This window comes from Bacillus basilensis (genome assembly GCF_050630465.1).
Classification (GTDB): Bacteria; Bacillota; Bacilli; order Bacillales; family Bacillaceae_G; genus Bacillus_A; species Bacillus_A basilensis.
Map to the genome: position 1 here is coordinate 144,365 of NZ_JBNTQO010000002.1, position 18,561 is coordinate 162,925.

The following is an 18,561-nucleotide window of genomic DNA, read 5'->3' on the forward strand; positions in this document are numbered from 1 at the left end:
ATGCAATTTGTTACAGAGTGGATTAGAAATATTATCGTATTTTTACTCTTAGCGACAATGCTTCATCTTATTCTTCCGAATTCTAATTTGCAAAAGTACGTTAAATTTGTTGTAAGTCTATTATTAGTTGTATTAATTTTAACTCCTCTTTTTAAACTATTGCAAACAGATGTAAATGAAGTAATCGCGAATTTTAATGAAGAGAAGTATGTAGCAGAAGGATCTGTAAAAAATTCAATAGATTCGAAGAAAAAAGAAATACAAGCTCTAACACGTGCATATAGTTTAGAAGAGATGGCTACCAAAATGAAAAAAGAAGTAGGAAAAGAGTTCGAGAAAAAGTATGGTATGACAGTCTCTGAAATACAAATAGTCGCAGCGGAAAGTACAGCGGAAGTAAAGTCAGCGAAAGATATTCAATCTGTTGTTGTGACGTTGAAAGAAAAAGAACCTAGTAAAAATGATGCAATCGAAACAGTAAAGCCGGTTGAAATTAATACGAAAGAACCTCCGAAAAAAGTAGAAGAAACGAATGTAGAAATGAAAGATTTCTTTTCAAGCAGGTGGCAACTAGAGAATAAACAAATCCAAGTTCAAATGGAAGGGAGGACAGGTTGAGTAAATGGACAATAAAGATAAAAATTCTAAGTTCTCATTTTTTCGAAACTTATTGAATGGGGATGAAAAAGAAAGCAATGAGAAGGGGAAAAAGGTAACACCTAAGTTTTTACTTGTCCTACTCATACTTGGAATTTTGCTTATGTTTTCTAGTAGTCTCTTTTCAGGTAAAAAAGAAGAAGTACCTGTATTTAAAGAACAAAAAACTCAAAACCAAGAAAAAGACGTACCAACTTTTGGACAAAAAAATAATAATAATATGTCGAATGTAGAAAAATATGAAAAAGCGTATGAACAAGAATTAAAAGCAGCCTTAGAAGAAATGGCAGGAGTAAAAGATGTAACGATTAAAGTGAATTTAGATTCATCAGAAGAAAAAATATTAGAAAAAAATACAGTGAAACGTTCACAAACAACAGGTGAAACAGATAAAACAGGCGGTCAGAGGAAAGTAGAAGACGAGTCTCTTGATGAAAAGACAGTCATTATACGTGAAGGGGATAAAGAAACTCCCGTTGTTTTACGAACAGAAAAACCGAAAGTGCGAGGTGTTCTTGTCGTAGCAAAGGGAGTGGATAATATACAAGTTAAAGCGATGGTAAAAGAAGCTGTAATACGGCTGCTAGATGTACCAGCTCATCGCGTTTCAGTATCACCGAAAAATTGATAGGGAGGAAATAAAGTGTTAAAAAAACAAACAGTTTGGCTATTAACGATGTTAAGTTTAGTTGTTGTACTATCTGTGTATTACGTAACAACTCCTGACAAAATGAATACAGCATCGCCGGCGACAGGTGAAAAGATTGGACAAGAAAAACAAGGTACTGATAAAGCAGTAACAAACGAAGCACCTAAAGAAACGCCAAAAAAAGAAACTACAAGCAAGGAAACATCAAATAAAGAAACAAATAAAGAAACAGACAAAAAAGAGAGCGCTACAAAAGAAACAAGTAAGAAAGATGCTAACGTAACAGTTCAATCAAGTGATGAAAATTTCACAGCATTACGTATGCAAATGGAAGATCAGCGAAGTGAACAAAAAGCAAAATTACAAGAAGTGATGAATTCAGCAAAATCTTCAGCAACAGAAAAGAGTAAAGCAAAAGATAATTTTGATGCAATCACTACAATGGAAACGAAACAAGAATTACTTGAGACAGTAATTAAGTCTCAAGGAGGATATAAAGATGCCCTTGTAAGAGCTGATGGGACTGACATTAGAGTAACTGTAAAAGCAGCAAAACATTCACAAAAAGAAGCCAATAAAATTATACAACTTGTAAGAAGTGAAGGCGGATCAAAAGATGTAGGTGTGAAATTTGATCCACCAACAAAATAAAAACTAATAATCCGCGGGGAAATCCTCCGCGGATTATTAGTTTTTACGAATCGGATTGTTTGAAAATAGTTAGATAAAAATAATAATAGAAAAAAGCTATCATTTTCGATAGCTTTTTTCTGTTTCGTCTTTGTAGTTGTTTTTACTATGCTCAACTCGGAACGGAGAAATGCGTTGTGAGTAAAAGATTAGCGGTTCATGGTAGCGATGATTACTTTTTCCGGATTTGACGTGGATGAAGAGAACGAATGCCCAGACTATTACGGCAGGTAAGAAGAGAATGAGCCATATCATATGTCCACACCTCGATACGATATATTTTCTATACCTTGAACATACTATTCTTATATGAAGGAATGATGAACGACGTGTAAACAAAAAAATAATATTTGGTAAAAATATGTTATTGACTATGTATGAGGTGAAGAGTGAAACGGTAATTATATGTTTACTCTGTAGCATTTTGAAAAAGTAAGGAATGTTTTTTAGTAAGTGGTCTTGCCAATTTTGTGTGAAACTTGGTATTATTACTAGGTAATAAATTTTTATTGGAATAATATTTTTACAGGAGTTTCGATTTATTATAAAGAAATATAAATTGGAATGTTTAAAAAATTTATCGTAAGATGGAAATAGTAACTATTTCTATTAGTGAATGAAATGCATTTTCTAATAGAGTACATCGTATTTTTACAGTCAATCTAGTTTGAATGACGAGAATCTGTAAAAACGGGACAAACAAGAGTATGGGAGTGGATTTTACATGTTTAAAATTCAAGAAGTTCGTGAATTAATTAAATTAATTGATAGCTCTAATATTGATGAATTTGAATACAAAAAAGATGGTACGACAATCAAAATGAAAAAGCGTGGTAATGAAGTTGTTGCGGTGCAAGCACCTGTAGCAAAACAAGCCGTTCAACCAGTGGCACCTGTTGAAGTTGAAACAGCAGTAGCGGCAGCGCAAGTGGAAGTGCCAAAACAAGAAGAGAAAAAAGCTGTTCAAAATGAAAACCTACATAAAATTACATCGCCGATGGTAGGTACATTCTATTCTTCTTCTTCGCCTGATACACCTCCATATATAAGTGTTGGAGATAGAGTATCAAAAGATTCTATCGTATGTATTGTTGAGGCTATGAAGTTATTTAACGAAATTGATGCTGATGTAGAAGGTGAAATTGTTGAGATTCTTGTTAATAACGGACAGCTTGTTGAGTATGGACAACCGCTATTTCTTGTGAAAGCGTAATAAGGGAGTCTTTGTGATGATAAAAAAAGTATTAATAGCTAATCGTGGGGAAATTGCTGTACGAATTATTCGTGCTTGTAAAGAAATGGATATTGAAACAGTCGCAATTTATTCAGAAGCAGATAAAGAGTCACTTCACGTACAAATTGCAGATGAGGCGTATTGTGTAGGGCCAACCGTTTCGAAAGAAAGCTATTTAAATTTAACGAACATTATTAGTGTTGCGAAGTTAACAGGTTGCGATGCTATTCATCCGGGATACGGATTTTTAGCAGAGAATGCAGATTTCGCAGAGTTATGCCGTGAATGTAACTTAATTTTTATCGGCCCAAGTCCAGAAGCTATTTCAAAGATGGGCACAAAAGACGTTGCTCGTGATACAATGAAAGAAGCAGGGGTTCCGATTGTACCAGGTTCACAAGGGATTATTAAAAATACCGAAGAAGCGATCGAACTTGCTAATCAAATTGGATATCCAGTTATTATTAAAGCGACTGCAGGTGGCGGTGGAAAAGGTATTCGTGTTGCACGCCATGAAGAAGAGCTTGTAAAAGGAATTCAAATTACACAGCAAGAAGCTAGTACCGCTTTTGGGAACCCTGGTGTATACTTAGAAAAGTACGTTGAAGATTTCCGCCATGTTGAGATTCAAATAATGGCAGATACACACGGAAATGCCATTCATTTAGGAGAGCGTGATTGTACAATTCAGCGCCGCTTGCAAAAACTACTAGAAGAAAGTCCATCACCTGCACTTGATGAAAATGTGCGCAAGCAGATGGGTGAGGCGGCAGTAAAAGCGGCGGTAGCGGTTGATTATACAGGTGCTGGTACGGTTGAGTTTATTTATGAATATAAAACGAAAACCTTTTATTTCATGGAGATGAATACGAGAATTCAAGTTGAGCATCCGGTTACTGAAATGGTAACAGGGATGGATTTAATTAAAGAACAAATTCGTGTTGCTTCTGGAGAAAAGTTATCGTTACAGCAAGAAGAAGTACAATTTAATGGTTGGGCAATTGAATGCCGAATTAATGCGGAAAACCCTGCCAAAAAATTTATGCCATCTCCGGGGAAAGTAGAAATGTACTTGCCACCAGGCGGATTTGGTATTCGCGTCGATTCAGCTGTATATCCGGGATATTCAATCCCACCTTTCTATGATTCGATGATTGCTAAATTAATTGTTCACGGGAAAACACGTGAAGAGGCAATTGCAAAAATGAAGCGTGCACTCAGTGAGTTTGTCATTGAAGGCGTACATACAACAATCCCGTTCCATTTGCAATTGCTAGATCATCCTGATTTTGTAAAAGGTGAGTTTAATACGAAATTTTTGGAAGAGCATGAACTTGTGACGCAGTGATACATTAAAGGAGGTTTTTTTTCATGGCTGAACATATGTTAGATATGGGTCAAGATACAACTCTTGGTAAAGTAGAAATTGCACCAGAAGTAATTGAAGTAATCGCAGGTATTGCAGCTGCTGAGGTAGAAGGTGTAGCGGCAATGCGTGGTAATTTTGCTACAGATGTTGTTGAGAAGTTAGGTAAGAAGAATCATGGTAAAGGTGTAAAGGTTGAATTAGCAAACGAAGATATTATCGTTGACCTTTATGTTGTGATGTATTTTGGCGTAGCAATTCCAGTTGTTGCACAAAAGATTCAAGACAACATTCGCCAAGCACTCTTTACAATGACAGGGCTTGAGCCAAAAGAAGTGAATGTTCACATCGTTGGCGTAACATTCGAAACACAAAAAACAGAAATTGAACCAGTGTAAGAATGGAAAAGGTGCCTAGTAACATAGGCATCTTTTTTATCGTTTCATTTCTTCACAAATTAAAACCCTCTAATTATTATACTATTTCAAAAAAAAAGAAATTTAAAAGAAAATGTTTCATTTTTCCAAAAAACGTACATTGTGATAAGATATGGAACTTGAAGTTAATCTTTTTATTATTTTTCAGCCTTGTAACCCGTGTATGAAACGATAAATTGTGTTATTATCATTGTATTATAAGGTTGGAAAATCAATGAAAACTGTAAGGGTAAGTGAATTGACGGCTTATAAATTATAATAATATAACAAAGCATAAGGAAAGACTTGAAGTATAAAGGAGAGTTACAATGAAACGTAGGACGGCTAGAGAAAGAGCTATGCAAGCATTATATCAAATGGATATTACAGGTGAATTAGAACCGAAAATAGCGGTGGAAAACACGCTAGATGAAGGTGAAGAAACAAATGAGTTTTTAGAATCACTTGTAGTAGGTTTTGTAGAAAATAAAGAAGTAATTGATGAAGCGATTCGTCAAAACTTAAAAAAATGGAAACTTGAGCGTATTAGTATTGTTGATCGCAGTATTTTACGTCTAGCTGTGTATGAAATGAAATACATGGAAGAAGTTCCACACAACGTAACAATTAACGAGGCAATTGAAATTGCTAAAACATTTGGGGATGAGGAATCTCGTCGTTTTATTAACGGCGTTTTATCTAATATAAAAGATACACTGTAATTTCTTTAAGGGGGAATCTTAAAATGGTAGCAGTAATCATCAAAGGAAATGAAGTTGCGGAGAAAAAACGAACACAATTAACAGAAGAAGTTGTGAAGTTGAAAGAGCAAGGGATTGTACCAGGATTAGCAGTTATTCTAGTTGGAGAAGATCCAGCATCTCGTTCTTATGTAAAAGGAAAAGAAAAGGGCTGTGAACAAGTAGGAATCTATTCAGAGCTAATTGAATTTCCTGAAACAATTACGGAGGAGCGTTTACTTGCTGAAATCGATCGCTTAAATGGCGATGACCGTATTAATGGCATATTAGTGCAATTACCTTTACCAAAACATATTGAAGAAAAAGCTATCATTGAAAGAATTTCACCAGAAAAAGATGTAGATGGATTTCACCCAATTAGCGTGGGACGTATGATGACGGGACAAGATACATTCCTTCCATGTACACCGCACGGTATTGTAGAATTGGTAAAAGAAACTAATCTTGATATCTCGGGAAAACATGTTGTAGTAATTGGAAGAAGTAATATTGTCGGCAAGCCAGTGGGACAATTGTTCTTAAATGAAAATGCAACTGTCACATACTGTCATTCTAAGACGCAAAATATGAAAGAGTTAACGAAGCTAGCTGATATTTTAATCGTAGCAGTAGGACGACCTAAAATGGTAACAGCTGATTATATTAAAGAAGGAGCGGTTGTAATCGACGTTGGTGTAAACCGTTTAGAAACAGGTAAACTTTGTGGTGATGTTGACTTTGACAACGTGTTAGATGTTGCAGGTTACATTACACCTGTGCCAAAGGGTGTTGGTCCAATGACGATCACAATGCTTCTTCATAATACTGTTGAATCTGCTAAACGTGCAGGTGTTGTTTGTAAATAATTTGATTCGGCTATGAGGAGAGAGAAATGGAGAAACAATATTTAACCGTTACAGCGTTAACGCGCTATATAAAAACAAAAATAGAATATGACCCGCATTTGCAGTCTGTTTGGTTAAAAGGTGAAATTTCCAACTTTAAAAATCATAGCCGTGGTCACATGTATTTTACATTGAAAGATGAAAATGCAAGAATCGCAGCGGTTATGTTTGCGGGTCATAATCGTAATATTAAATTCAGACCTGAAAATGGGATGAAGGTACTCGTGAAAGGGAAAATCTCTGTTTACGAGGCGAGTGGTTCTTATCAAATTTATATTCAAGACATGCAGCCTGACGGAATCGGAAACTTGCATTTAGCTTACGAACAATTAAAGGTTCGTTTAGAGGAAGAAGGTTTGTTTTCTCAAGTTTATAAAAAAACAATTCCTCCTTATGCTAAAACAATAGGTGTGATTACGTCACCAACAGGGGCAGCGATTCGTGACATTATAACAACGATTAAACGCCGTTATCCAATCGGAAACGTTATTGTATTTCCAGTACTTGTACAGGGGGAGTCAGCAGCTCCCTCAATTGTACAAGCGATTCGTACAGCGAATGAAATGGGAGAGATAGATGTGCTAATCGTCGGGCGCGGTGGAGGCTCTATTGAGGAATTATGGGCGTTTAATGAAGAAACGGTTGCAAGAGCCATTTTCAAGAGTCAAATCCCTATTATTTCAGCAGTAGGCCATGAAACAGACTTTACAATTGCGGATTTTGTTGCCGATTTACGAGCGCCAACACCGACTGCAGCCGCTGAGCTGGCAGCGCCTAACATTATAGAGTTACAAGAAAAGGTATTACAAAGAACTTTAAGATTGCAAAGAGCAATGAGAGAGTTAGTACATAAAAAAGAAGAAAAACTACAAGTATTGCAAAAATCTTATGCGTTCCGTTATCCAAGACAAGTATATGAGCAAAAAGAAGAGCAATTGGATAGAGCGTTAGAACAGCTTGTTTTAGCGAAAGAGCGCTATATTGATAAAAAGGTAAATCAGTTAAAACAGCTTTCATTTTATTTAGAGAAGCACCACCCATCTCAAAAAATTATGCAAACGAAGGTAGCGGTTGAAACGTTGCAAAAGCAATTGCAACGTGAAATGCAAACATTACTTCAAACGAAAGAATTTGCCTTTGTAAGAGCTGCTCAAAAACTTGAAGCGTTAAGTCCGCTTAAAGTAATGATGAGAGGGTACGGGCTTGTATATGATGAAGAGAAGCAAGTGTTAAAAAGTGTGAAAGATGTCAGCCTTGGAGATGCTGTTTCAGTTCAATTACAAGATGGAATACTAGATTGTAGCGTATCAGGCATAGAGGAGCGTGAATTGAATAATGGGAAATAAATTAAGCTTTGAAGAGGCAATTTCGCAACTTGAGCATCTCGTTTCTAAGCTAGAGCAAGGTGACGTACCTCTAGAAGAAGCAATTTCTTATTTTAAAGAGGGTATGGAATTATCTAAGCTTTGTGATGAGAAGTTGAAGAACGTACAAGAACAAATGGCAGTTATTCTTGGGGAAGATGGACAGCTTGAACCGTTTACTGCTTTAGGAGATGAAGCATAGTGACAATTGCTTTCGATACTTTTTTGAAAGAAAGTAAAACTTTCGTAGAAGAGAAGCTTGTAAGCTATGCAAATGAATTACAATGTCCAAATGTACTTCGTGAAGCGATGGCATATTCTTTGGAAGCGGGTGGGAAGCGTCTCCGCCCGTTACTTGTATTTGCAACATTACAAGCGTTTGGGAAAGAAAGAAATCTTGGAGTAGGTGCAGCTTGTGCTCTTGAAATGATACATACATACTCGTTAGTTCATGATGATTTACCTTGTATGGATGATGATGATTTAAGAAGAGGGAAGCCCACAAATCATAAAGTATTTGGTGAAGCGATGGCAGTTTTAGCAGGTGATGGTTTATTGACGTATGCGTTTCAAGTTATTATGGCATATGAACAAAAGGAAATCTCTGCTGAGAAAAAAGTAAGACTTGTACTTGAGCTTGCAAAAGCCGCAGGGCCAGAAGGAATGGTTGGCGGACAAGTGGCAGATATGGAAGCTGAAGGGAAACAGCTTACGCTTGATGAGTTGGAGTATATTCATAAACATAAGACCGGGAAACTACTTGAATTCGCTGTACTTGCAGGATCGATACTTTCTGATGCCACAGAAGAACAGGAAGAAAAGTTACTTACGTTTGCAAAATATATCGGCCTAGCTTTCCAAATTCGAGATGATATTTTAGATGTGGAAGGAACCGAAGAAGAGATTGGAAAACCGATTGGTAGTGATGTTTCCAACGAAAAGAGCACATATACGACGTTATTTACTGTAGATAGAGCAAAGGACATTTTAGAAGAAACAATTGCAAAAGCAAAAGATGCTATTGGTTCCTTGCAATTACAAGATGAATATTTACTATCTATTTGCGATTTGATTGCAAAACGTAATAACTAATATAACAGCGTTTCCATTTGTTGAGTCATTCATCATTTTATGATATAAATGTAGGAAAAGGTTTTTCTTTTCTTGTTATTGGCAAAAATATATGTAGATTACATTGCCGTTATCACTTCGTGTTAGCGGCTATTTTTTTCATCGCCTCAAGAAATATGGTTTATAATAGGATTAGTGCGCAATAGACTGGTTAATAGCAGGACAAGGTGAAACATAAAAAAAAGAGAATTTCTTGTTTTGTGTAAATGTTTTTTATAATATTTGACATGTTGACAGATTATGAAATGAAAGTGAGTGATCCATGTGGATCTAACGCAAATTCAAAACCCTAGTTTTTTGAAAGATATGTCTATCAGTGAACTAGAGGGATTGAGTGAGGATATTCGTAAGTTTTTAATTGAAGAGCTCTCTCAAACAGGTGGACATATTGCACCTAATTTAGGTGTAGTAGAACTCACAATTGCTCTGCATAAATTATTTGATAGTCCGAAAGATAAATTTTTATGGGACGTAGGACATCAATCCTATGTACATAAAATTTTAACAGGACGTGCAAAAGAATTCGGCACATTAAGGCAATATCAAGGTCTATGTGGTTTCCCAAAACGTTGCGAGAGTGAGCACGATGTATGGGAAACTGGTCATAGCTCGACATCATTATCTGCTGCAATGGGAATGGCTCTAGCACGTGATTTAAAGAAAACGAAAGAATATGTTATACCAATTATTGGAGATGGTGCTTTAACGGGCGGAATGGCTTTAGAGGCATTGAACCATATTGGACATGAGAAAACAGACATGACTGTTATTTTGAATGACAATGAAATGTCAATTGCACCAAACGTTGGTGCGCTTCACAATGTGCTTGGACGTCTACGTACCGCAGGAAAATACCATTGGGTAAAAGACGAACTAGAGTATATATTGAAGAAAATCCCAGCAGTCGGTGGGAAAGTTGCTGCGACAGCAGAGAAAATAAAAGACAGTCTTAAATATTTACTAGTATCCGGTGTCTTTTTCGAAGAATTAGGCTTTACATATTTAGGCCCAGTCGATGGGCACGATTATGAAAAGCTATTCGAAACGTTGCAATATGCAAAGAAAACAAAAGGCCCAGTGCTTGTTCATGTTATTACGAAAAAAGGAAAAGGTTATAAACCAGCTGAGAGTGATGTTATTGGAACTTGGCATGGAACTGGACCTTATAAAATTGAATCAGGTGACTTCGTTAAACCGAAAGAAGTTGCACCAGCATGGAGTGCTGTTGTTAGTGAAACAGTACTTAAGCTAGCGAGAACGGACGAGCGTATCGTTGCGATTACACCTGCAATGCCTGTTGGATCAAAACTTGAGAAATTCCAAAAAGAATTCCCAGATCGTATGATTGATGTAGGTATTGCAGAACAGCATGCTACAACAATGGCAGCGGGTATGGCAACGCAAGGTATGAAGCCATTCTTAGCGATTTATTCAACATTTTTACAAAGAGCATATGACCAAGTTGTTCATGATATATGCCGCCAAAATTTAAATGTTTTCATCGGAATCGATCGTTCTGGTTTAGTAGGAGCAGATGGTGAAACGCATCAAGGCGTATTTGACATCTCATTCTTACGCCACTTGCCGAATATGGTACTTATGATGCCAAAAGATGAAAATGAAGGGCAACATTTAGTATATACGGCGATGCAATATGAAGATGGGCCAATCGCATTACGTTATGCGCGTGGTAATGGACTTGGTGTTCATATGGATGAAGAATTAAAGGCGATTCCAATCGGTTCATGGGAAACGTTAAAAGAAGGTACACAAGCGGCTATTTTAACATTTGGTACGACAATACCAATGGCAATGGAAGCAGCTGAGCGTCTTGAAAAGGCTGGAGTTTCAGTGAAAGTAGTGAATGCTCGCTTTATTAAACCGATGGATGAAGCATATTTACATGATCTCTTAGGAAAAAATATACCGATTTTAACGATTGAAGAAGCGTGCTTAATCGGTGGTTTTGGAACGGGAGTAGTTGAATTTGCGTCTGAGAACGGGTACCATAGGGCGTTAATTGAACGAATGGGTATTCCAGACCGTTTCATAGAGCACGGTAGTGTAACAAAATTATTAGAAGAAATTGGTTTAACGACAGATGCTGTTGTAGACCGTATTCATACAATGATTCCATCAAAACAAAAAAGGGCGTAACAAATGAGTGCAAAAAAAGAAAGAGTAGACGTACTATTAGTAGAGCGAGGACTTATAGAAACACGTGAGAAAGCAAAACGCGCTATTATGGCCGGACTTGTATATGCGAATGAGATGAGACTGGATAAACCAGGAGAGAAAATCCCACAAGATACAGAGATTACGGTGAAGGGACAAGTTATGCCGTATGTAAGCCGTGGTGGTTATAAACTTGAAAAGGCATTAGAGACATTTCATCTGGATTTACAAGATAAAGTTATGATAGATATTGGTTCATCAACTGGTGGCTTTACAGATTGTGCGCTTCAAAATGGAGCGAAATTATCTTATGCATTAGATGTAGGATATAATCAACTTGCGTGGAAATTGCGTCAAGATGAGCGTGTTGTCGTAATGGAACGAACAAACTTCCGTTACGTAACACCAGCAGACTTAGAACGTGGTTTACCGCAATTTGCTAGTATCGATGTTTCATTTATATCGTTAAAGCTTATATTGCCAGTTTTAAAAACAATGCTTATGCCGAATGGGGATGTAGCAGCGTTAATTAAACCACAGTTTGAAGCTGGAAGAGAGCAAGTTGGGAAAAAAGGTATCGTTCGGGATCGAAAAGTACATGAGGCTGTCGTGGAAATGATTGTCGACTTTGCTTTAAAAGAAGGATACGACGTAGAAGGTTTAACATTCTCACCAATTACGGGTGGGGATGGTAATATTGAATTTTTAATCCATCTGAAATGGCATGGTGAACGTGAGAATGGCGAAAATCATTCTCCAGTTTCTGTTGAGCAAGTAGTTACAGAGGCGCATGATGTCCTAAAACAAAAAGGGAAAGGGGAATAACATATGTTGTTCCTCTTTTTGTTGTAATTGTATAATGATTGTAAAAACAATTGTGTACAAGTAACGAATTATAAGTTAACATGAATAAGTGAAGTATACCAATGTTTAAACTATGGTAAGAGATAGTGTGAGGTGCAAATGTATGAATAAAGGTCAGCGCCATATTAAAATCAGGGAAATTATTGCGAACAAAGAAATTGAAACACAAGATGAATTAGTTGATATTTTACGTAATGAGGGATTTAATGTAACGCAAGCAACAGTATCTCGCGATATTAAAGAACTGCACTTAGTGAAAGTGCCATTACATGATGGTCGCTATAAATATAGCTTGCCAGCAGATCAACGATTTAACCCGTTACAAAAATTAAAACGCAATCTAGTGGATTCATTTGTAAAATTAGACACGGCAGGACATATGCTTGTGCTAAAAACATTGCCTGGTAACGCTCATTCACTTGGGGCACTTATTGATCATTTAGAGTGGGATGAGATCATCGGAACCATCTGTGGTGATGATACTTGCTTAATTATTTGCCGTACACCTGAAGATACAGGTGTTGTCTCTGATCGTTTCTTAAATATGCTGTAACAAAAAAATCTTGTTTGCTTTCCTCTGTAAAGTGGAAAGTGAACAGGATATTTTTATGGGTTAAAAACGTGAATTCTTAATTGTAATATAATATTTTCTTTGAATAAAATTAGAAAATAGGTGGATTGACCCGTAAAACAAATGTTTGGTACAATGGAGCGGTTAGAAAAGTAATTTATACATACAAACATATAGTATGACTATTTGAATAAATAACTGAGAAAAGCCCTTAATAGGGGATTAGTTTATAACGAGGTGAATGGGGCATTGTTATCGGAATTATCGATTAGAAACTTTGCTATTATTGAGGCATTAAATATTTCTTTTCAAAAAGGATTAACGGTTTTAAGTGGTGAAACAGGAGCCGGGAAATCGATTATTATCGATGCGATTAGTTTACTTGTAGGTGGCCGTGGTTCGGCGGAATTTGTTCGATATGGAACAGAAAAAGCTGAGATAGAGGGGCTATTTTATGTAGAAGATGATAAGCATCCATGTATTGAAAAGGCAGAAGAGTTGGATATAGAAATTGAAGACGGCATGATTATTTTGAAGCGTGATATCGCTGCAAACGGAAAGAGTGTATGTCGTGTAAATGGGAAACTGGTTACTCTTAGTGTATTAAAAGAAATTGGAAAAACACTTGTTGATATTCATGGGCAGCATGAAACGCAAGATTTAATGAATGAAGAGCGTCATCTATTTATGCTCGATCATTTTGATGGAGAACGTATCGTTAAACAATTGGATATATATCGAAACGTATACGCTGATTATGAGAAGTTGAAAAAACAGTTAAAATCATTAAGTGAAAATGAACAACAAATGGCACATCGCTTAGATTTAATTCAATTTCAGCATGAAGAAATCCGTAAGGCGGATTTAAAGATGGATGAAGAAAATGACTTAACTGAAGAACGATTGCAAATTTCTAATTTCGAAAAAATTTACAAAGCATTAGGCGATGCATATCGTTCGTTAAGCGCTGATGGACAAGGATTAGACAATGTGCGAAGCGCAATGGGACAAATGGAGAGTATTACACATTTAGATGAAATGTATCAAGAAAATCATGATTCCATTGCAAATAGCTATTACTTATTAGAAGAAGTTGCGTATCAACTGAGAGAAAAGCTCGATATGATGGAATATGATCCGAATCGTTTAGACGAAATTGAAACGCGTTTAAATGAAATTCGTATGCTAAAGAGAAAATATGGAAATACTGTAGAAGAGATTTTAGCGTATGCTGATAAAATTGAACAAGAAATTTTTACGATTGAAAATAAAGACGTTCATATTGAAACGACGAAGAAGCAGTTAAAGGAATTAGAAAGTGTTATTCTGAAAGAAGCAACGTTGTTAAGTAATATGCGTCATGAGCTTGCAGAGCATCTTACAAATGCCATTCATCAGGAATTAAAAGAATTATACATGGAAAAAACAAAATTTGAAGTGAGAATTATGAAGCGAGAAGGAAATGCTGAAGAGCCTCTTGTGGAGGGAGCGCCGGTAAGACTTACGGCGGATGGCTACGATCATGTGGAATTTTATATTTCAACAAATCCAGGTGAGCCGCTAAAACCACTTTCAAAAGTCGCTTCTGGCGGAGAGCTATCTCGTATTATTTTAGCTTTAAAAAGCATTTTTTCTAAGCATCAAGGTGTTGCATCTGTTATTTTTGATGAAGTGGATACGGGTGTAAGTGGTCGGGTCGCACAGGCTATTGCAGAAAAAATTTATCGAGTATCAGTAAACTCGCAAGTACTTTGTATTACGCACTTACCTCAAGTAGCTTCAATGGCGGATTCGCATTTATTTATTCGAAAACAAGTAGCAAATGATCGAACAATTACGTCAGTTACCGTTTTAACTATGGAGGATAAAGTAACAGAAATAGCTCGAATGATTTCGGGTGTGGAAATTACAGATTTAACGACAGAACATGCGAAAGAATTACTTACGCAAGCGCATCGTTTTAAACAGACAGCAGAGGCTATCCAGTAATGGATAGCTTTTTTTCTCAAATGATGATTTCTTAATTCTTCCGGTTATAAATAAAGCACTGCAAGGAGAGATTAAAAAGTGAAGCCAAGAGGCTGAATGTGGGGTAGGAGCGAGGAGAGTGAACAAATTGAAATTAGAAAGATTTCGCAAAATAATAGGTATTTTTCTCCTTGTTTCTTTAGTTTTTATAGGGTGTTTTAAACCGCTTCGGACGTTTATTTCATCCCCAAAGCAACTTGTTGTTTTTGAAGGACAACAATCAGAAATAGCTTCATTACCAGTATTTAAAGCTGCATCAACAGATCGTCATGTGTTTACAGTAAGTTCAAATGAACAAAAACAAGGACTTATGGTAAATTCTCATCAAAATGGTGAAGCAGATATGGTGTTTCAACTTGCTGGTTTTCCAGTGAAAAAAGTAAATGTGAAAGTATTAAAAGATTTCAAAGTTATTCCAGGCGGACAATCAATTGGTGTGAAGTTAAACACAAAAGGGGTACTTGTTGTAGGTCATCATTTAATTCAAACTGAAAAAGGGAAAGTATCTCCTGGTGAAACAGCTGGTGTACAAATTGGAGATATGATTACTGAAATTAATGGTAAAACAATTGAAAGAATGAGTGATGTAGCACCATTTATTCATAATAGTGGTGAAACAGGTGAACCACTTAATCTTGTTTTGTTAAGAGATGGAAAACATATCCGCACTAAGTTAACACCACAAAAAGACAGTGGAGAATCGTCTTATCGTATTGGTTTATATATTCGTGATTCGGCAGCTGGAATCGGAACAATGACATTTGTTCATCCAGATTCTATGAAGTATGGGGCACTTGGTCACGTCATTTCTGATAACGATACGAAAAAGCCGATTCAAGTCGAAGATGGACAAATTATGCGTTCGACAGTTACATCAATTGAAAGAGGTAGTCATGGGAATCCAGGAGAGAAATTAGCGAGATTCTCACCAGATCGTGAAGTGATTGGTAATATTACAATAAATAGTCCATTTGGTATTTTTGGCAAATTGAATACAAATATGACAAATGGCGTAATGGATAAAGCAATGCCTATTGCACTATCTCATCAAGTAAAAGAGGGACCTGCAAAAATATTAACAGTTATTGCTCAAGATAAAGTGGAAGCGTTTGATATTGAAGTTGTTAGTACAGTGCCGCAAAAGTTTCCGGCGACAAAAGGCATGGTAATAAAAGTGACAGACAAACGTTTATTAGCAAAAACGGGTGGTATCGTACAAGGGATGAGCGGAAGCCCAATTGTACAAAACGGGAAAGTAATTGGTGCTGTTACACATGTATTTGTAAATGATCCAACATCCGGGTATGGTGTTCATATTGAATGGATGTTACATGAGGCTGGAATTAACATTTATGATCAAGAAAGAAAAGCGAGCTAATTAATAATTAGCTCGCTTTTCTATTGAAAAATTCGTTGAAATTTTGTAAAAGCTCCGCAAGAGGTGTTTTTTGTTGTAAAATAAAAGAAAAGGGTTGAACGTTTCGTTGTATTTCTATGATGGAATGTGTTGCGAAAGGGAATAAATGAACGATAAACATATTTTTTTGTGATTTTATCGGAAAGTAACAAACTTTAAAAGGGAATTTTCACACAATTGTCGAACAATTCATGTAGCCTAGAAGGATACACATGTCGGAGAATCGATTCGGTAAGGGAGGAAAAGCTGTGGAGAAAATTAAAGTATGTCTTGTGGATGATAATAAAGAATTAGTATCAATGTTAGAGAGTTATGTAGCTGCTCAAGATGATATGGAAGTAATAGGTACTGCTTATAATGGTCAAGAGTGTTTAAATTTATTAAAAGATAAGCAGCCGGATGTACTTGTTTTAGATATTATTATGCCACATTTAGATGGTTTAGCTGTACTAGAGAAAATGCGACATATCGAAAGGTTAAGACAGCCTAGCGTAATTATGTTGACAGCATTTGGACAAGAAGATGTGACGAAAAAAGCAGTTGATTTAGGTGCTTCCTATTTCATATTAAAACCATTTGATATGGAGAATTTAACGAGTCATATTCGTCAAGTAAGCGGTAAGGCAAACGCTACTATTAAACGTCCACTTCCATCTTTCCGTTCAGCAACGACAATAGATGGAAAGCCGAAAAACTTAGATGCGAGCATTACGAGTATCATTCATGAAATTGGTGTGCCTGCTCATATTAAAGGATATATGTACTTAAGGGAAGCAATCTCTATGGTGTATAACGATATAGAATTACTTGGATCTATTACGAAAGTATTGTATCCAGATATCGCGAAAAAATATAATACAACAGCAAGCCGTGTCGAGCGCGCAATCCGTCACGCAATTGAAGTAGCATGGAGTCGTGGGAATATTGATTCTATTTCGTCCTTATTCGGTTATACAGTATCCATGTCAAAAGCAAAACCTACGAACTCTGAGTTTATCGCAATGGTTGCGGATAAGTTGAGACTTGAACATAAGGCTAGCTGAGAGTAAAAGTAGTAAAGGATTTAAGTTTTAGTAAAGTTTAATAATTCTTGAAATTGATACTCTATATCAAATTTAAAACCAAAGAACTTTTTATTTAAAGACCAATGAATTTTAGAATTCGTTGGTTTTTTTATTTTGTTGAGAAAAAGAAGGAGAAGTAATATTGATTTTATCCCGCTATTTGTAGTCGAATTGCCCGTAAAATCCTGATTAAAGTTTCACTTTATCAAAATTGTTTGGGTAAATGAAAAGAGGTTACTTAGTTTCATGGAAAATAAACCCTATTTTTAGTAATATTACATATAAGAGAGTTTTTTATAAGACAATTAAATAGGTATAGATAGGGAGAAGAGGAATGAAAAATAAAATATCAACTTGGCTAGGAATAGTAGCAACTATGGGAGTTCTTGTTGTTGCGGTTACATTTGGAATGTTAGAGCTTGCCGATAATCCAGTAGATAAAGAAGTGAGTGCTCAAATAGATAAAAAAGAAGATCTAACGATAATAGGTAGAGAAGTAGATGGAGTCTTTGTTGATGTGTATGTTACGGAAAATTCTACTGAAAGCGAAGTCATTACAGCGATGCATCACATGACTCATCAAAAAGTAGTGGTGGAACGAAAATCGGGGTCTATCCCAATGATTCAAAATAATGCTGAAAAATAAAAAAATCATAAATAAGAGTAGTTTTGCGAAGAAAAATGAGCTGTTAGTAATTGCTGATAGATGGGCAAAAAAGACTTTAGTAAAATTGTAGAAGATCACAATGTTATCTCGGATGCTCAAGAAGATAACGTTTGTAAAGCCGCTAGAGCGATGGATGCGGTAGAAGAGCAACATTATATTTTAACTACATTCGGGGAGGAAAAAGCGAAAGAATTATACGAATCAGGGGATGCTCCGCATGTTCAATAAAAAATAATATAAAGTGCTTTTAGTTTTTTTGATTATCTTACTTTAGGGGGAATAGGGACTTATAAATAAATACTCTGCTTTCTCAATGATTTGTAACAAAAAAAGAAATATGTAATTCATTATTAGATGATGCAGGACCGGCTAAATCGAATCGTAGCACATCTGTTAAAGGATTTTAGCAGGGAAGTCATCCATGATATAATAGAAAATAATAAAAAGTCCTGGAAAACAGGACTGTATTATTCTTCGTCTTTATTTTGTTTTTCTAATTCAACTAACTTTTGAATTAAAATGTGCTGCGGCATATGCATAAGTTGTTCAAGTGGAACACCTAGTGCTTTTGATAGGCGGACTGCAGTGTCTGGAGAAATTTGTAATGGTCTCATAGAAGTACC

The 18,561-nt window shown here is 36.1% G+C and carries 19 protein-coding genes and 1 pseudogene; 18 read left to right on the forward strand and 2 right to left on the reverse strand.

Going from position 1 to position 18,561, the window contains the following annotated elements; all coding sequences use genetic code 11:
* From spoIIIAF to ACQVV1_RS04175, 3 genes are read left to right on the forward strand one after another with little or no spacing between them, the layout of a single operon-like run.
* The gene (gene spoIIIAF, locus ACQVV1_RS04165) at positions 1-618 is read left to right on the forward strand and encodes a stage III sporulation protein AF (RefSeq protein WP_242252192.1); all 618 of its coding nucleotides are present in this window, start codon (positions 1-3) and stop codon (positions 616-618) included.
* A gap of 4 nt (positions 619-622) precedes the next feature.
* On the forward strand, positions 623-1,285 hold the full coding sequence (gene spoIIIAG, locus ACQVV1_RS04170; RefSeq protein ID WP_242252191.1) for a stage III sporulation protein AG: 663 nt from the start codon (positions 623-625) through the stop codon (positions 1,283-1,285).
* A 15-nt stretch (positions 1,286-1,300) separates the two neighbouring features.
* On the forward strand, positions 1,301-1,957 hold the full coding sequence (locus ACQVV1_RS04175; RefSeq protein ID WP_063222994.1) for a SpoIIIAH-like family protein: 657 nt from the start codon (positions 1,301-1,303) through the stop codon (positions 1,955-1,957).
* A 99-nt stretch (positions 1,958-2,056) separates the two neighbouring features.
* Here ACQVV1_RS04175 and ACQVV1_RS04180 read toward each other — a convergent pair whose 3' ends face one another.
* Positions 2,057-2,251, reverse strand: a complete 195-nt coding sequence (locus ACQVV1_RS04180; RefSeq protein ID WP_080468491.1) for a DNA recombination protein RecO — start codon at positions 2,249-2,251, stop codon at positions 2,057-2,059.
* A 469-nt stretch (positions 2,252-2,720) separates the two neighbouring features.
* Between ACQVV1_RS04180 and accB the strand changes: the two genes are divergently transcribed.
* The 15 genes and pseudogenes from accB to ACQVV1_RS04255 all read left to right on the forward strand — a co-directional run bounded on the left by accB (position 2,721) and on the right by ACQVV1_RS04255 (position 18,166).
* Positions 2,721-3,209, forward strand: a complete 489-nt coding sequence (gene accB / locus ACQVV1_RS04185; RefSeq protein ID WP_063222995.1) for an acetyl-CoA carboxylase biotin carboxyl carrier protein — start codon at positions 2,721-2,723, stop codon at positions 3,207-3,209.
* Positions 3,210-3,225: 16 nt separating this feature from the next.
* The gene (gene accC, locus ACQVV1_RS04190; RefSeq protein ID WP_063222996.1) at positions 3,226-4,578 is read left to right on the forward strand and encodes an acetyl-CoA carboxylase biotin carboxylase subunit; all 1,353 of its coding nucleotides are present in this window, start codon (positions 3,226-3,228) and stop codon (positions 4,576-4,578) included.
* Positions 4,579-4,601: 23 nt separating this feature from the next.
* Entirely contained in the window at positions 4,602-4,994 is a 393-nt protein-coding gene (locus tag ACQVV1_RS04195; protein ID WP_000807630.1) for an Asp23/Gls24 family envelope stress response protein, read from the forward strand.
* A gap of 347 nt (positions 4,995-5,341) precedes the next feature.
* On the forward strand, positions 5,342-5,734 hold the full coding sequence (nusB, locus tag ACQVV1_RS04200; RefSeq protein WP_063222997.1) for a N utilization substance protein NusB: 393 nt from the start codon (positions 5,342-5,344) through the stop codon (positions 5,732-5,734).
* Between the two features lie 23 nt (positions 5,735-5,757).
* Positions 5,758-6,618 carry a bifunctional methylenetetrahydrofolate dehydrogenase/methenyltetrahydrofolate cyclohydrolase FolD gene (folD, locus tag ACQVV1_RS04205; RefSeq protein ID WP_063222998.1) on the forward strand — a complete coding sequence of 287 codons (861 nt, stop codon included), beginning with the start codon at positions 5,758-5,760 and terminating at the stop codon, positions 6,616-6,618.
* A 26-nt stretch (positions 6,619-6,644) separates the two neighbouring features.
* The gene (gene xseA / locus ACQVV1_RS04210; RefSeq protein WP_242252189.1) at positions 6,645-8,003 is read left to right on the forward strand and encodes an exodeoxyribonuclease VII large subunit; all 1,359 of its coding nucleotides are present in this window, start codon (positions 6,645-6,647) and stop codon (positions 8,001-8,003) included.
* On the forward strand, positions 7,993-8,223 hold the full coding sequence (gene xseB, locus ACQVV1_RS04215) for an exodeoxyribonuclease VII small subunit (protein WP_242252187.1): 231 nt from the start codon (positions 7,993-7,995) through the stop codon (positions 8,221-8,223). The genes xseA and xseB overlap by 11 nt, the downstream gene beginning before the upstream one ends.
* Positions 8,223-9,113, forward strand: coding sequence for a (2E,6E)-farnesyl diphosphate synthase (gene ispA, locus ACQVV1_RS04220; RefSeq protein WP_242252183.1), 891 nt, complete (start codon positions 8,223-8,225; stop codon positions 9,111-9,113). Before xseB ends, ispA begins: the two co-directional genes overlap by 1 nt.
* A 303-nt stretch (positions 9,114-9,416) precedes the next feature.
* Positions 9,417-11,309: a 1-deoxy-D-xylulose-5-phosphate synthase gene (dxs, locus tag ACQVV1_RS04225; RefSeq protein ID WP_063223002.1), complete on the forward strand. Its 1,893-nt coding sequence runs from the start codon at positions 9,417-9,419 to the stop codon at positions 11,307-11,309.
* 3 nt (positions 11,310-11,312) lie between these two features.
* On the forward strand, positions 11,313-12,152 hold the full coding sequence (locus ACQVV1_RS04230) for a TlyA family RNA methyltransferase (protein ID WP_001274744.1): 840 nt from the start codon (positions 11,313-11,315) through the stop codon (positions 12,150-12,152).
* A 142-nt stretch (positions 12,153-12,294) separates the two neighbouring features.
* Positions 12,295-12,744, forward strand: a complete 450-nt coding sequence (gene argR, locus ACQVV1_RS04235; RefSeq protein WP_001032581.1) for an arginine repressor ArgR — start codon at positions 12,295-12,297, stop codon at positions 12,742-12,744.
* A 267-nt stretch (positions 12,745-13,011) separates the two neighbouring features.
* Positions 13,012-14,751, forward strand: coding sequence for a DNA repair protein RecN (gene recN / locus ACQVV1_RS04240; RefSeq protein ID WP_242252181.1), 1,740 nt, complete (start codon positions 13,012-13,014; stop codon positions 14,749-14,751).
* 118 nt (positions 14,752-14,869) lie between these two features.
* Complete coding sequence (gene spoIVB, locus ACQVV1_RS04245) at positions 14,870-16,168, forward strand: SpoIVB peptidase (RefSeq protein WP_063223004.1); 1,299 nt, start codon at positions 14,870-14,872, stop codon at positions 16,166-16,168.
* Positions 16,169-16,455: 287 nt separating this feature from the next.
* Positions 16,456-17,250 carry a sporulation transcription factor Spo0A gene (spo0A, locus tag ACQVV1_RS04250; protein WP_033686380.1) on the forward strand — a complete coding sequence of 265 codons (795 nt, stop codon included), beginning with the start codon at positions 16,456-16,458 and terminating at the stop codon, positions 17,248-17,250.
* Positions 17,251-17,605: 355 nt separating this feature from the next.
* Positions 17,606-18,166, forward strand: a pseudogene (locus ACQVV1_RS04255) (PRK06770 family protein).
* A gap of 239 nt (positions 18,167-18,405) precedes the next feature.
* Here ACQVV1_RS04255 and ACQVV1_RS04260 read toward each other — a convergent pair.
* Positions 18,406-18,552: a YycC family protein gene (locus ACQVV1_RS04260; RefSeq protein WP_001247671.1), complete on the reverse strand. Its 147-nt coding sequence runs from the start codon at positions 18,550-18,552 to the stop codon at positions 18,406-18,408.
* Positions 18,553-18,561 lie beyond the last annotated feature (9 nt).